The organism is Mesorhizobium sp. M8A.F.Ca.ET.208.01.1.1, from assembly GCF_004791315.1.
In the GTDB taxonomy this organism is placed as follows: domain Bacteria; phylum Pseudomonadota; class Alphaproteobacteria; order Rhizobiales; family Rhizobiaceae; genus Mesorhizobium.
Genome location: NZ_SRUT01000001.1, coordinates 857,763 through 872,156 on the forward strand (window position 1 = coordinate 857,763; position 14,394 = coordinate 872,156).

Consider the following 14,394-nt stretch of genomic DNA (forward strand, 5'->3'; position numbering starts at 1 on the left):
CGCTTTCGCGCGGCAGTTGACTTGTTTGCCGGAGTGATTATCTCGGGCGAAACTCTCTTTCGTCCCAGGCGAAAGGCTCTTCGTCCCGGGCGAAACTCCCTTCAGGTGACAAATGACCAAACTGACCTTCATCGCCCATGACGGCACACATTTCGACGTGGATGCCGAAAACGGCTCGACGGTCATGGAAAACGCCATTCGCAACGCCGTTCCGGGCATCGAAGCGGAGTGCGGTGGCGCCTGCGCCTGCGCGACCTGCCATGTCTATGTCGACAAGGCCTGGACGGCCGAAGTCGGCGAGCCCGAGGCGATGGAAGAAGACATGCTGGACTTCGCCTATGAGGTCCAGCCGAACTCGCGCCTGTCTTGCCAGATCAAGGTGCGCGACGCACTCGACGGTCTGATCGTGCGGGTGCCAGAACGTCAGGGCTGAAAGCCTGCATCGGCGATTTTTGCCGCTGACGCTTGGCAGCGGGGCAATGGTCATGCAGTCTCGCCGGGACTTTCGCAGCGAGGCGCATCATGACCGGCATCATCAGCACAGACGTCCTCATTGTCGGGGCAGGGCCGGTCGGCCTGTTCGCCGTGTTCGAACTCGGCCTGCTGGACCTCAAGTGCCACCTGATCGACATTCTCGACAAACCGGGCGGCCAATGCGCGGAACTCTATCCGGAAAAACCGATCTACGACATCCCCGGCTGGCCCTCGATTTCGGCGCAAGGGCTCGTCGACAAGTTGCTTGAGCAGGTTGAGCCGTTCAAGCCTGACTTCACCTACAACCGCATGGTCTCCAGTCTCGAAAAGTTGGACGACGGCGGCTTTCGCGTGACCACGGACGAGAACGAGGTGTTCGAAGCCAAGGTGGTGGTGATCGCCGCCGGCGGCGGCTCATTCCAGCCGAAGCGCCCGCCAATTCCCGGCATCGAGGCCTATGAAGGCACGAGCGTCTTCTATTCGGTTCGCCGGATGGAGGATTTTCGCGACCATGACCTGGTCATCGTCGGCGGCGGCGACTCGGCGCTGGACTGGACGCTGAACCTGCAGCCGGTGGCAAAGAGCGTGACACTCGTTCACCGGCGGCCCGAGTTTCGCGCAGCGCCCGACAGCGTCAACAAGATGTACGCCATGCAGGAGATGAAGCAGCTGGAATTTCGGGTCGGCCAGGTGACCGGGCTCACCGGAGCCGATGGCCAGCTGGCATCGGCCACCATCAAGGGAGGCCCGGATGGCGACATCGAGGTGCCTTGCACCCGCATGCTGCCGTTTTTCGGCCTGACCATGAAGCTCGGCCCGATCGCGGAATGGGGGCTCAATCTCCATGAGAACCTGATCCCGGTCGATACGGAGAAATTCCAGACATCGGTGCCCGGCATCTTCGCGGTGGGCGACATCAACTGGTACCCGGGCAAGCTGAAGCTGATCCTGTCGGGTTTCCACGAGGTGGCGCTGATGGCGCAGGCCGCCAAGCGCGTCGTCAGCCCCGGCGAACGAATCGTGTTCCAGTATACGACTTCGTCCACCAGCCTGCAGAAGAAGCTCGGCGTCTCCGGCTAGCTATTCCGCCAGGATGGGCGCCGGATCGTCGACGTGGCCTCGAAGTTCTTTCTCGGGCATCAGCGTAAGCGTGATGAGGCCCAGTCCCAGAGTGCCGGCCGCGACGAGAAAGATCATCACGAAGGGCTGGGCCGATGCGACATGTCCAGCCACCGCAACGCCTTCACCGGCCAGCGGCAACCCAAAGCCCAGAGCGATGGCCCCGAGCATCGCGACCCCCAATGCACTGCCCAGCGACCGCAGAAAGGTAAGCACCCCCGTCGCCACACCAAGATGCATGCGGTCGACGGCATTCTGCACGGAGACGGTGGTTACCGGAAATGTCGTCCCGGTCCCCAGCCCGATACAGATGGTCAGGACTTCGACGACCAGCAACGATGCATGGCCGGCGACAAAGGCCAGCAGGCCCATGCACAGGATGGCGAAGAGGACGCCGACCATGGCGATGCGCTTGTAGTGGGTGAAGCGCGGTATCAGGCGGCCGCTGGAAGCGGCGCCGCCCACGGTTCCAAGCAGAAGGCCGAGCATTGCAATGCCCGACTCGCTGGCCGTCAGGCCAAGTATCGATTGCAGATAGACCGGCAGATAGACGGCAAGGCCCACGCTGGAGGCCTGGAGCAGGAACATCGACAGAGTGCCGGCCAGGACGATCGGGTTGCCCAGCACTTCCAGCGAAATGAGCGGTTCGGCCGCCCGCATCAGCCGCAGGGCAAAGGCTCCCCAGAAAAGCGCGGAGCCGGCCAGGACGCCGACGACTTCCGGCGACATCCACAGGTAAGCGCTGCCGCCCCAGTTCAGCGCCAGCAGCAACAGCGCCGTGGCCACGATGAGCAGCAATGCGCCAAGACCATCGATGCTGTGATTCTTGGCCGCGATCGGCAGCTTCTTGAGCGGCGTGTTGATGATCGCCATCGCAACAAAGCCCAGAGGGATATTGATCCAGAAGATGAGGGACCAATGCAGATGTTCGGCAAAAGTGCCGCCCAGCAGCGGCCCGGCGACGCTGGCGACGGCCCATGTGCCGGAAAACCACGCCGCATAGCGCGCCCGCTCGCGCGGCGGGACAAGGTCGCCGACCACGGTCTGCGTCAGCGCGAAAAGGCCGCCGCCACCGGCCCCCTGGATCGCGCGCCCCAGGATAAGGACGAACATGTTGGGAGCCAGTGCGCTGACCAGCGATCCGACAAGAAAGATGAGAATTGCCGCATAGACGGTCGGCCGACGCCCATAGACGTCGGAAATCTTGCCGTAGAGCGGTGCCACGGCGGTTGCGGTCAAGAGGTAGCCGGTGACAATCCAGGGCAGGTATTCGGCATGGCCGAGCGAGCGCCCGATGGTCGGCATGGCGGGCGCGACGATGGTCTGGTCGAGGGCCGCCAGCAGCATCGACAGAAGGACGCCGCCGATAATGGCGTTCTTTTCGCTTTCGGTCAGCGGCGCGCTCGCGGCCGCCACGGCCTGCTTGTCGACTGCCTGGTCCATATTTCTCGTCCATGCGCCTTGCGCTGCCGCATCACCATCGGGTCTTTGTGGTGCATTCGCGGCGCGATCGATCGTGATGGTCGTGCTTCCAGCTTGTGCCCGAGGCAACCCTGGATATGTCGTTCCCTATAGACCGATTTCGAACGCCGCTCGAAAAAAATTCGAAGCTGGCACTACGCTTCCGCCCGGTTGGCTTGCATCCAGGCGAACGGAGCCGGCGAGGAAACTCAGGTTGGCGGCGGCAATTGGCCACTCTCGATGCGTTGCATCCGGTAGCGCATCAGCCGCAGGATGCGGCTTTCGAAATTGACGCCTTCGACACGGTCGAACCGCAACTGGTCCTGGTCGTGTCTGGCAAGCTCGGCCGCCGTTATCTCGGCGGCCTTGGCCTTTGCAGCATTGCAATCCTTCTGCGGATGGGTTGCCTTCAGCGCGTCTTCCAGTGCGCGGCCGTGGTTCTTGGCGATCTCGACATGGCGGTCTTCATGGCGCTTGATGTCGGCGGACAATGTATCCCAGAACAGCCGTACATCGGCATCGGCTTTGCGTGGGCGGCGCCATTCGGGAAGGATCACCTTGACCTTGACGGTCACGACCGCGTCGGCGATCCGGCAGGAGCCGGACTGGCTGGCGTAGCTGATGCGTGTCGTGAAGGCCATCTGGGTGGCGCCCGGGTGGCGCGACCCCGTGCTTTTGACCTGCGGCCCGTGTTTGGCGAGTTGCTGCTCGATATCCTCCAGCGTTCTGCCGCCAATGGCGAAATAGCTGTATGTCTTCACCAGATTGGCCGCATCCGCCGGAACGGCGACGGTAAGCAGCAGTGCGCAGAGCAGGGATCGTGTCATCATGTTGCCTCTTCGGTCACCTTGCTTTACGGCCTTTGCCGGCGCAACGGAACTGATCCGATGCGGATCACACATCGTTGATGACCCCCTTGGTTGATGAGCCCATGGTTGATGCGCAATGACGGCGAGGCGATGGCAGCTGGCGCATGGGCGTCATCTCGAGCTTGGCGGCAAGGCCGTGGTAGTTGGCATCCTCAATGTCACGCCCGACAGCTTTTCCGACGGCGGCCTGTTTGATGCTCCCGAAACCGCGCTGGTCCATGCGCGCCGCATGATCGGGGAAGGCGCCGCGGTCATTGATATCGGCGGCGAATCGACCCGGCCCGGCGCGGCGGCGATCTCGGCCAGCGAGGAGCAGGCCCGTATCCTGCCGGTGATCGAGGCGCTGGCGCGTGCAGGCGACGTGCTGATCTCGGTCGACACCTATCGTGCGGAGACAGCACGGCTCGCGGTGGCAGCCGGCGCGCACATCGTCAATGATGTCTGGGGTCTGCAGCGCGAGCCAGGCATTGCGCGGGTGGCGGCCGAAACCGGCGCCGGGCTCGTCATCATGCATACCGGCCGCGACCGCGAAAAGCTGCCCGACGTGATCGCCGACCAGTTGGCGTTCCTGGGAAAATCGCTGGAGATCGGGCGCGGGCAGGGTGTCGCCGACGACCATGTCGTGCTCGACCCCGGCTTTGGTTTCGCCAAGGAGACGGCGGCGGAAAACCTCGATCTGATGGCGCGGTTTTCCGAGCTTGGCGCGCTCGGCTTCCCGCTGATGGCCGGTACGTCGCGAAAACGCTTTATCGGCACCGTCACCGGCCGCGACGCAGCCGACCGGGCGGCCGGTACGGCGGCGACCAGCGTCATACTCAGGCTCAAGGGCGCGCATCTGTTTCGCGTCCATGATGTCGCAATCAACGTGGACGCGCTGGCCGTGGCGGATGCTATGCTGGCGCGGGACACCGGATCGGAACGCTGAGCCATGTATGTCATCCGCATGAAGAATTGCGCCTTCTTTGCCCGGCACGGCGTGCTGGACGAGGAAGAAGCGCTCGGGCAGCGCTTCTATGTCGATGCCTCGCTCACCGTCGAGCCCGGACGTGCGCTCGTCGATGACGCCATCGGGGAAACCGTCAATTACGGCGTTGCCTTCACCGTCATCGAGGAGATCATTACCGGACACAGGCGCTTCCTGATCGAGGCCCTGGCCCTGGAAGTCGCAAAGGCCCTCACCGGGCGCTTTCCCCAGATTCGCAAAGCCGAGGTCACCGTTCGCAAGCCGAATGCGCCGGTGCCTGGCGTGCTCGATTACGTCGAGGTGACCGTTGTCTGGCCCGAGTAACACCGTCTATCTGAGCCTCGGCGGCAATCTCGGTGATCCGGCCAAGTCGATGGGGGCTGCGTTGCGCCTGCTCGACGCCGATGCCGACACTGACATGGCCGCCGTTTCCTCGCTCTACCGGACGCCGCCCTGGGGCAAGCTCGACCAGCCGGATTTCCTCAACGCGGCCGCAGCACTGTCGACGCGGCTGTCGCCGCGGGCATTGCTCGACCTCTGCCTCGATGCCGAGCGAAAGCTCAAGCGCGTGCGCGAGGAGAGGTGGGGGCCGCGCCTGATCGACATCGACATCCTGGTGTTCGGCGACCGCATCATCCATGAAACGGGCCTGGAGGTGCCACACCCGCGCATGCTGGAGCGCGCCTTCGTGCTGGCACCGCTGGCCGAGATCGCGCCGGACCTCACCATTGGCGGCAAACGCGTTGTCGATCGCCTGGGCTCGGTCGATGCCGCGGGCATCGAACGCCTGCCGTCAGGCCAGGATTGGTGGCTGCGCTAGACCGCTGGTATCAGCCGGAGAAACCACCGTCATCCAGGAATGCTTTTTCCTCAGCGGTCGTTTCGCGCCCAAGCATCTTGTTGCGGTGCGGGAAACGGCCGAAGCGCTGGATGATGTCACGATGTTCCAGGGCGTATTTCAGATTGAACTCGGCCCTGGCTGTGTGAAGTTCAACCGACCGGTCCTGGTCGGCAAGATTTTCCGAATGCTCGAACGGCAAATAGAGGAACACGCGGACCTCCGGTTCCAGCGCCAAATCGTGGCCGGCAGCGACCGCCTTTTGCGCGAAATGCTTTGCCAGGGGGTCGGTCGCAAACATATGGCCGGTGCCGCGAAAGCAATTGCGCGGAAACTGGTCCAGCAGGATCATCAGCGCCAGCGAGCCTTCGGCATGTCCTGACCAGTCGTCGCATTCGCGCCGCGCGGCGGCGTAATGGAGGTCGAGGAAGCGGGCGCGGAAATCGGCATCGAATGCGTCGTTCTTCTCGAACCAGGCATCCTCGCCGGCGTCGCGCCAGAACTTGGTGACCGAGAGGGCTCTGCTGTTCAGTTCCATCGTTGATTTCCCCGTTCAATCCGCCGGTTCGGATTTATGCAGGACGCCGGCCGTTTCCTCGTTGAGCGCCTGGCCAGGACGGCGGGGCGTGGAAAGCGGGGTCGGGATCGGCGTGCCGATATTGCCTTTCAGGAAACGCTGTCCCGAGCGGATGCCTTCGGCGAGCTGGGTCTCGAAGCGGGCCGTGTCGCGGCGCCTGACGTCCTCGATCGTTTCGGCGACGTCTTCGGGATCGACGCCCAGCGCCTCGAGGGTCGAGCCACCAAAGACGAGTGCCGATTCGAAGGTTTCGCGCAGCTGATAATCGACGCCGGCGCGGATGAGCTGCAGCGCCGTGCCGCGGTCGAACGCACGTGCCAACACCGTAAGCAAGGGAAACTCCGCCTTGACGAGTTCGGCGATGCGGATGGCGGCGTCGGGCTTGTCGACACAGATCAGCACGGCCCGCGCCCGGCCGGCCCCGGCCGCGTGCAGGATGTCCAACCGCGTGCCATCGCCATAGTAGACCTTGAAGCCGAAATCGGCGGCCGCCTGGATCATCTCGACATCGTTGTCGATGATCGAGACGTCGATACCGCGCAAGAGCAGTGGTTGGCTGGCGATCTGGCCGAAGCGGCCGAAGCCGATGATCAGCACGCTGCCGGTCAGGCCGTCGGCGACTTCGACGCCGTCCAGCGACTGCTCGTCGCGCGGCGTCAAATAGCGCAAGGCGATGATCGCCAGCGGCGTCAGCACCATGGAGATGATGACGATCGCCGTCAGCGTCGCGTTTGCCTGGCCGTCGATGATGCCGACGGCGGCGGCCGCGGAATAGAGTACGAAGGCGAATTCACCGCCTTGCGCCATGAAGACCGCGCGCTCCAGTGCCTCGCGGTGGCCTGATTTCAGGATGCGGGCGACGATGTAGATGCCGAAAGCCTTCATCACCATGTAGGCGACGACATAGATGGCGATCAGCTTCCAGTTCGCGGCCACCACATGCAGGTCGAGCGACATGCCGACCGCAAGGAAGAACAGGCCGAGCAGGATGCCGCGGAACGGTTCGATGTCGGCTTCGAGCTGATGGCGGAAGGTCGATTCCGAAAGCAGCACCCCGGCCAGGAAGGCGCCCATCGCCATCGACAGGCCGCTGAGCTGCATGGCGAGCGCCGACCCGAGCACGACCAGCAGAGCCGCGGCCGTCATCACCTCGCGCGCACGGGCATCCGCCAGGATGCGGAAGAAGGGATTGAGCAGGTAGCGTCCCGCCACCACCAGTCCGACGATCGCGGCGAGGCCGATACCGACCTCGGTCAGCCGCTCCGACAGGCTGGTATCGGCACCGCCGGGCGCCAGGAAAGCGATCAGGGCGAGCAGCGGCACGATGGCCAGATCCTCCAGCAGCAGGATGGAGACGATGCGCTGGCCCTTGGGAGAGGCGATTTCGCCGCGCTCCTCCAGAAGCTGCATGACGATGGCCGTCGAGGTCAGCACGAAACCAGCCCCGGCGACGAAGGATTGCGCGATCGGAAACCCTCCGGCCATGCCGACACCAGTCAGCAGCACCGCGCAGACCCCGACTTGAAGCGCGCCAAGCCCGAAGATCTCGCGGCGCAGGCCCCAGAGCCGCGATGGCTGCATTTCCAGGCCGATGATGAACAGGAACATGACGACGCCGAGTTCGGCGACATGCAGGATGGCTCCCGATTCGGAAAAGACACCGATGCCGAACGGGCCGATCACCACGCCTGCGGCGAGATATCCGAGAATCGAGCCGAGACCCATGCGCTTGAAGATGGGGACGGCGACGACCCCTGCGGCAAGCAGCGCCACCACCTGAATGAGATCGCTGCCTGATGCTTCCGCTGCCATGCCTCTTGTCCCTGTGTCCGACATCACTCCTTGCATGCAGTTGGAGCGGGAGGCAAGGGCGGGGAGCCTGCCAGGGCCGGTAGGGGTGCCGTCGAAGCGATTCCCCTGGTGGAACAACGGTCTCCGCTTGCCTGTCGGACGATTGGTGTCTATATCTGCCCAATGCCTGACCATTCGTCCCGGCCGTCTTCGGCGCCACATATTCCGATGGATGCGCTCAGCGAAGTCCTGCAAGACTTTCGCTTGAGTGGCGTCAACTATGGCCGATGCGAGCTCCGACATCCGTGGAGCATCGCCTTTCCAGAGCAACCGCTCCTTCGTTTTCACTTTGTAAGTCAGGGTCCATGCTGGATCCATACCGAAGCGCAGGGATGGCATGAGTTGCGCAATGGCGATTTGGTGCTGCTGCCGCAAGGCATCGCCCATCGGCTGGCTAGCGCGCCGGACGTTGCAGGCGGCTCGCTCGATGATTGCCAGGTGACCAAGTTGGGGGGCAACGTCTGCGAAGTCGTGCGGGAAGGCACGGGCGCGACAAGCACCTTGTTCTGCGGCTCCATGACCTTGGGCGCCTGTGCGCTTAACCCATTGATCGCGTTGATGCCACCTATCATCAAGGGTTGCGACGTTGCAGGCAATGACCCGGTCGTTGGTCCTTTGCTGGCGGCAATGACCGCGGAGGCCGCGCAACCGCAGATGGGCAGCGCCACCATCTTGTCGCGTATGGCGGACTTGCTGACAGCCCGGCTCATTCGTTGCTGGGTCAATTGCACGGGAACTTCGACCACCGGTTGGCTCGCGGCCATCCGCGACCCTCATATCGGCCGCGCTCTGGCAGCCATGCACCGAGACCCCGGCCATAACTGGACGCTCGAAAGCCTCGCCGGCCTGGCAGGCCAATCGCGCTCGATTTTCGCGGAGCGCTTCAGCGCCGTATTGGGAGAAGGCGCGGCACGCTATCTCGCCCGTCTGCGCATGCAGCTTGCCCGCGAGTTGTTGGGACAAAACGGCTTGTCGGTGGCCGAGGTTGCTACCCGCTTGGGCTATGATTCCGAGGCATCCTTCGCTCGCGCCTTCAAGCGCATCACCAATGTCTCGCCGGGCGTTGTGCGTCGCACAATTCCTGGACGAATAGACATGAATTTCGGATTTTGAGATACATATCATCCGAAAAGACTCGTTTATGAAAGATCTCCAAACTTTGGAGATCCTTCCGTGACTGACACAACATTACAGCTTGAAGACGCGGCGATAGACCTTGATGCCGCCGCGCCGGGGACGTGGAGCGCAACCACATGGTTCGCGGTCCTTTCGTTGGCGGCAACCAGCTTTGCGCTGGTGTCCGCCGAATTCCTGCCGGCAGGTCTGTTGACGCCGATGGCGCGCGATCTCGGCATCAGCGAGGGGACGGCCGGGCAGGTGGTCACCGCCACCGCTTCCGTCGGCGCCGTGACGGCCATGTTGAGCAATGTCCTCATCGGCCGATTGAACCGCAAGACGGTGCTTGTCGGCCTCATGGCACTGGCGGTCGGTTCCAACATTCTTGCGGCGCTGGCGCCCAATTTCTGGCTGTTATTGTTGGGCCGGGCCGGACTGGGGATCGCTCTCAGCGCTTTCTGGGCACTTTCGGTCGCCGTCGTGGCGAGGCTGGTTGGCGCCAATGCGACGGGGCGGGGCATGGCGATCGTCACCCTCGGCGTCTCGCTCGCAACAATTGCCGCACCGTCGATGGGCGCGTTGATCAGCGATTGGCTGGGTTGGCGGAGCGCCATGGCCATGACGGCGGGGTTGGCCTTGCTTGCCATGCTGCTGCAGTTGCTCAGCCTGCCGACCTTGCCTGCAACGGCAAGCAATAGTCTTGCAGACGTCTTTCGGCTGACACGGCGGCGTGGCATTCAACTCGGTATGCTCGCCATCCTTTTGCTGATGACGGGGCATTTTGCCGGCTCGGTCTATGTGCGTCCCTTTCTCGAACACGTGACGCTCCTTGCAACCGGGCCAATTGCCCTGGCATTGCTCGGATTTGGCATCGCGGCTGTGATCGGCAATATTGCCGGTGGCCGCATGGCCGACGCCAATATCCACGTGGCTCTCGTGGTTACGGCCGCATTGATGGCGTTCGCGGCGCTGGCATTGGTGCTTTGGGGCGTGCACATCGGCGTTGCCTTTGGGTTCGCCACCCTGTGGGGTTTCGCCTTCGGCATGGCGCCTGTGGTGCTGCCGACAAATCTGTCTCGCGCGGCGCCTGACGCGCTGGAAGCAGCCGGCAGCCTGATGGTCGCCTCCTTTCAGGTCGCCATCACCACCGGTGCGGTTGTCGGCGGTTATGTTGTGGACACCTATGGCCCTACAGCGCCTTTGACCGTGACGGCCATCCTTGCCGCATCGACGGCCGTCTTGGCGCTGCTACAACCGCGTAGCTGAACTTTGCCGCCGCCGACACAGCAGCCTGAATCCGGCCGTTGGCGATATTGCAGGCGCGTTACACAAGTTAACGTCGGTAACGCGTTGCATCTTGCCACAATCGAAGGCTAAGCACGCTCGGCTTCGGCCATTGGGGGTGAGCGGCGATCAAGTCGCGCCCTTTTGAGGAGATGACTGACATGAAGAAGTTTTTGCTCGTTGCCGTCGGGCTGGCGGTGCTTGCCGGTTCGGCCTGTTCAAAGGCGCCGGAATGCACGACCGAGATCGCAACCAAGAAAGCGCAGGACATGGCCGCCGCGCTGCAGGAGGCGATCACCAAGGACCCGTCCAAGGCGGCTGACCTGACCGCCAAGGTCCAGGCGGTGACGACCAAGTATCAGGGTTCCACGACCTTGGCCGACGCCTGCAAGGCCTATGACGAGGTGACCGCCGCGATCAAGGGCTGACGCCCGGTTCGTTTGTTTCAAAGGAGGCGGTGGCGATGGGCTGCCGCCTCTTTTGTTTGGGGGTATCCCAGCAATGCCAAGAACCATCCGGAATTGCGTAAAGAAATGGAGGCGGGGTGCGCCTCAGTTCGGCGTGATGGAGCCGACTTCGACGGCATCGACTCGCTTAAGGCTCATGCCGATCACCGGCACCAGTTGGTCCTGAACGCGCACGGCGACCGTCACCGTCATCGAATTGTCGTCGGGAATGCGTGCCTGCATGACGCCGCGCAGCTGGTTGCGGTTGATGGTGAAGACCACCTTGCGGGCGTCGACGACATTGCCGCCGATGATATCGAGCCCGGCACCGGCCGAGCCGCCCATGAAGGAACCCTTGTAGTCGCGGCCGTTGCGCTCGATCTTGGCCGACATCGGCTGGGTGAACATGCCGACCCGGCAGCCGCCGTCAAGAGTCATGCCCGTCTTGCCGTCGGGGGTGGAGCCGGTGAAGCTGCAGTTGAATTTCGTGCCCTTGTACTTGCCGGCGACGATTTCGCCGGGGCCGACCCACTTGCCTTCGGCCGACTGGAAAAACTGCTTGTCCGGCTCTCCGGCGCAAGCCCCGGAGGCAATACCGGCGACTGCTGTGATCGCCGCCGCCAGGGGCAAGATGCTGGACAGAATTACGCTTTTCATCGACGACACCCGGTAACAACGAGGCTGTTTGAAACCGGTTTGACCATGAAGAAGATTGGTTAATGCTTCGTCACCTCAGGGCCTCGAAAGCGCAATCCCATCGTGCCGCGAAAGAGGCGCTCGTCATTTGTCGGGTGCGTTTGTTTCGGTGTCTTTCCTTGTCGCGAACGACATCAGCGCGGCGAGGAAATCGCCCAGTCCCGGGCGCTTGGCGGCGCTGAAGGGCAGGGGGCGCGCCGTCTCCATGGCGGCGATGCCGATGCGCGCCGTCATCATGCCGTTGACGACGCCTTCGCCGAGCTTGGCCGAGAGGCGCGCCGCCAGGCCGTGGCCGACGATCTGTTGGACAAAGCTGTCGCCGACGGCAATCGAGCCGGTGACCGCCAGATGCGCCAGCACGCTGCGCGCCAGGCGGAAGAAACCCAGCGTTCCGGGCCGTCCGCCATAGAGTTCCGACAGCCGGCGGATGAGGCGCCCGGCCTCAAAGACGACATAGGCGACGTCGACGAGCGCGCGCGGGCTGACCGCCGTCACCAGCGAGACGCGCTTTGCAGCCTCGAGGACCATCACCTTGGCCCTGGCATCGAGGGGGCCGAGGATTTCCGCTTCCGCCAGGCGCACCAGATTGGCGCCGTCGATGATCTCGCCGCGCAATTCGGCCAGCGCGCGCCGGCCGGCCGCGGTCTCGGGTTTGGCCGCGACAAAGGCCGACAGTTCATCGACCACAGATCGCGCCGCTTTCGGATCGTCGCGCGCGATGGCGTCGAGGGCCCGCCTCTGCAGCTTTTCGACCTCGGCGAGGCGGGCGATCGCCAGGAATTCGCGAATCAGGATCACCAGAAGCGCCAGCAACGCTGTCGCCGCCATGCCGGCGGCGAGCCAGCCCAGCCATTCGGCGCGGGCAAAGAGATCGCGTATCAACTGGTCGGTCCACAGGCCGACAGCCAGCGAAACCAGCACGCCGAAGGCGCCGAAGAAGATGCTGCCGAGAACCGAGCGTTTTCGGGGGGCGACCGACGGCGACGGCTCGGCGGCAATAATGTCCGGTTCGTCGAAGACGTCGACCTCCGCCGGGATGACCAGCGCCACATCGGCCTTCATCGGGCGCGGTTTGCGCGGCGGTTCGGCCTGGCGTGGTCGAGGCGCGTCTTGTTTCGGCGTGGCTTCCGGCTCGATACGGAATGCCGCCGGTTTGCGGGGCGCTGTCATGCCAGATGGTCTCCGATCAGGAACTGCAGGGCACGGTCGAGCCGGATATGCGGCAGCGACAGCGTGACGCCTTCGGCCGTGCGTTCGAGTTTGGGCGGACGGAACCGGACGAAGCGGATTGCCGGGTCTGTGGAGTCCTGCCTGTGGTCCGGTCCCGAAAGATCGAAAACAGCATCAATTTTTTCCGGTAAATCACCAGGAAATATAGCTGTTTCCGTCTTTCCGTCGAAGGTTTCGCCATTGATCTTCTCGCCGGCGATCGGCGTGCCGATGATAACGGGCAATGTTTCCCGGCCCTGCTTGACGGTGCCTTCGCGGGTCGCGCGCACGGCCGCCATCGCGACCACGTCGACATCGGCGCCGGTGAAATTCGCCCGCGCCACGGCGCGGTCGGCCAGGCGCCGCACGATCGCCTGCAACCGGTCATGGCTTTCGTGGTGCAGATGATCGGCTTTGGTCGCGGCAACCAGGATGCGGTCGATACGCCGGGAGAAGAGGTCGGTGAGGAAGCTGCCCCGGCCGGGGCGGAAGCAGCTGAGGATCTCGGTGACGGCGCGCTCCAGGTCGGCCATGGCGCCAGGCCCGGCGTTCAGCGCCTGCATGGCGTCGATGAGTACGATCTGGCGGTCCAGACGCGTGATATGTTCGCGGAAGAACGGTTTGACGACATGTGTCTTGTAGGCCGCGTAGCGCCGTTCCATCATGGCGTGCAGCGAACCGTTGCGCGCGCGCCTGTCGCCGAGGCCGGCCAGCGGCGCGAAAGTCAGCGCGGGCGAGCCTTCGAGGTCGCCCGGCATCAGGAAACGTCCGGGCGGCAAGGTCGAAAGCGCTCGCTCGTCGAGCTTGCATGCCTTGAGGTAGGCGGCGAAGCTCTCGGCCAGCCGGCGTGCCGTCATTTCGTCGGCGTCGGCATTCGGGTCGATTTCCGCCGAGATCGCCCGCCAGGCCCGCGACAGGTCCTCGCGTACCGGCAGCGTGGCCATTTCAAGGGCTTCGCGCGAAAAATCGGCGAAGGATTTGCCGAGCAGCGGCAGGTCGAGCAGCCATTCGCCGGGGTAATCGACGATGTCGACCGACAGCTTGCCCGACGAGAACATACGGTTCCAGCCGGAGGCCGATTCATATTCGATCGTCAGCCGCAGTTCAGAGATGGCGCGGGTCGAGTCCGGCCAGACGCGATCGTTGACCAGAGCGGCGATGTGGTCCTCGTACTGAAAACGCGGCACGGCGTCGTCGGGCTGCTGTTCGAGGAAGGCGCGCGCGATACGCCCCGATTTCTGCGCCTCGAACAGCGGCAGGCGTCCGCCGTGGATCAGATTGTGGACGAAGGCCGAGATGAAGACGGTCTTGCCCGCGCGGGATAGACCCGTGACACCCAAGCGCAGCGATGGAGAAAAAAGTCCGGTGGCACGTCCCGACAATGTGTCGAGGGCAATTCTTGCCTCGTCGGTGAAGGTGGTCAGCGATGATGCCAAAATATGCTCTCTCGGACTTGCGTCCGCCCGATATAGGCGGTGGAACCCGGCTTT

At 63.7% G+C, this 14,394-nt stretch carries 15 protein-coding genes; 8 read left to right on the forward strand and 7 right to left on the reverse strand.

The genetic code is table 11. The features are described 5' to 3' along the window. The first annotated feature begins 112 nt into the window (after positions 1-112). The gene (locus EN851_RS04180) at positions 113-433 is read left to right on the forward strand and encodes a 2Fe-2S iron-sulfur cluster-binding protein (RefSeq protein WP_135928643.1); all 321 of its coding nucleotides are present in this window, start codon (positions 113-115) and stop codon (positions 431-433) included. Between the two features lie 89 nt (positions 434-522). Next, positions 523-1,554, forward strand: coding sequence for an NAD(P)/FAD-dependent oxidoreductase (locus EN851_RS04185; protein ID WP_127280422.1), 1,032 nt, complete (start codon positions 523-525; stop codon positions 1,552-1,554). On the opposite strand, the gene EN851_RS04190 is transcribed toward EN851_RS04185, so the two are convergent. Together EN851_RS04190 and EN851_RS04195 are read right to left on the reverse strand one after the other, a co-directional pair. Then, positions 1,555-3,036 (reverse strand): MDR family MFS transporter, encoded by a 1,482-nt coding sequence (locus EN851_RS04190; protein WP_135864439.1) that lies wholly within the window; start codon positions 3,034-3,036, stop codon positions 1,555-1,557. A gap of 227 nt (positions 3,037-3,263) precedes the next feature. After that, a complete protein-coding gene (locus tag EN851_RS04195; protein WP_167531424.1) occupies positions 3,264-3,884 on the reverse strand; it encodes a DUF922 domain-containing protein in 621 nt (206 codons plus the stop codon). Between the two features lie 115 nt (positions 3,885-3,999). Here EN851_RS04195 and folP point away from each other — a divergent pair, with 115 nt between their 5' ends. From folP to folK, 3 genes are read left to right on the forward strand one after another with little or no spacing between them, the layout of a single operon-like run. Continuing rightward, positions 4,000-4,848 (forward strand): dihydropteroate synthase, encoded by an 849-nt coding sequence (gene folP, locus EN851_RS04200; RefSeq protein ID WP_127872555.1) that lies wholly within the window; start codon positions 4,000-4,002, stop codon positions 4,846-4,848. A gap of 3 nt (positions 4,849-4,851) precedes the next feature. Next, positions 4,852-5,211, forward strand: a complete 360-nt coding sequence (gene folB, locus EN851_RS04205; protein WP_023773903.1) for a dihydroneopterin aldolase — start codon at positions 4,852-4,854, stop codon at positions 5,209-5,211. Continuing rightward, positions 5,195-5,707, forward strand: coding sequence for a 2-amino-4-hydroxy-6-hydroxymethyldihydropteridine diphosphokinase (folK, locus tag EN851_RS04210; protein ID WP_127281141.1), 513 nt, complete (start codon positions 5,195-5,197; stop codon positions 5,705-5,707). Before folB ends, folK begins: the two co-directional genes overlap by 17 nt. A gap of 10 nt (positions 5,708-5,717) precedes the next feature. Here folK and EN851_RS04215 read toward each other — a convergent pair whose 3' ends face one another. Further along, positions 5,718-6,263: a DUF924 family protein gene (locus EN851_RS04215; protein WP_127872554.1), complete on the reverse strand. Its 546-nt coding sequence runs from the start codon at positions 6,261-6,263 to the stop codon at positions 5,718-5,720. 15 nt (positions 6,264-6,278) lie between these two features. Next, positions 6,279-8,114 (reverse strand): monovalent cation:proton antiporter-2 (CPA2) family protein, encoded by a 1,836-nt coding sequence (locus EN851_RS04220; protein WP_127872553.1) that lies wholly within the window; start codon positions 8,112-8,114, stop codon positions 6,279-6,281. A gap of 162 nt (positions 8,115-8,276) precedes the next feature. On the opposite strand from EN851_RS04220, the gene EN851_RS04225 reads away from it, so the two are divergent. The 3 genes from EN851_RS04225 (at position 8,277) to EN851_RS04235 (ending at position 10,981) form a co-directional block, all read left to right on the forward strand. Further along, on the forward strand, positions 8,277-9,266 hold the full coding sequence (locus EN851_RS04225) for an AraC family transcriptional regulator (protein ID WP_189521762.1): 990 nt from the start codon (positions 8,277-8,279) through the stop codon (positions 9,264-9,266). Between the two features lie 60 nt (positions 9,267-9,326). Next, on the forward strand, positions 9,327-10,535 hold the full coding sequence (locus EN851_RS04230) for an MFS transporter (protein WP_127872552.1): 1,209 nt from the start codon (positions 9,327-9,329) through the stop codon (positions 10,533-10,535). A 179-nt stretch (positions 10,536-10,714) separates the two neighbouring features. Then, complete coding sequence (locus EN851_RS04235) at positions 10,715-10,981, forward strand: hypothetical protein (protein ID WP_027029131.1); 267 nt, start codon at positions 10,715-10,717, stop codon at positions 10,979-10,981. 123 nt (positions 10,982-11,104) lie between these two features. Here the strand turns inward: EN851_RS04235 and EN851_RS04240 are convergent, their stop codons facing one another. From EN851_RS04240 to EN851_RS04250, 3 genes are all read right to left on the reverse strand, one after another. Further along, entirely contained in the window at positions 11,105-11,656 is a 552-nt protein-coding gene (locus EN851_RS04240) for a hypothetical protein (RefSeq protein ID WP_127279123.1), read from the reverse strand. Positions 11,657-11,779: 123 nt separating this feature from the next. Next, the gene (locus EN851_RS04245; RefSeq protein WP_127872551.1) at positions 11,780-12,865 is read right to left on the reverse strand and encodes a TIGR01620 family protein; all 1,086 of its coding nucleotides are present in this window, start codon (positions 12,863-12,865) and stop codon (positions 11,780-11,782) included. Next, on the reverse strand, positions 12,862-14,340 hold the full coding sequence (locus EN851_RS04250; protein ID WP_135928644.1) for a YcjX family protein: 1,479 nt from the start codon (positions 14,338-14,340) through the stop codon (positions 12,862-12,864). The genes EN851_RS04245 and EN851_RS04250 overlap by 4 nt, the downstream gene beginning before the upstream one ends. Positions 14,341-14,394 lie beyond the last annotated feature (54 nt).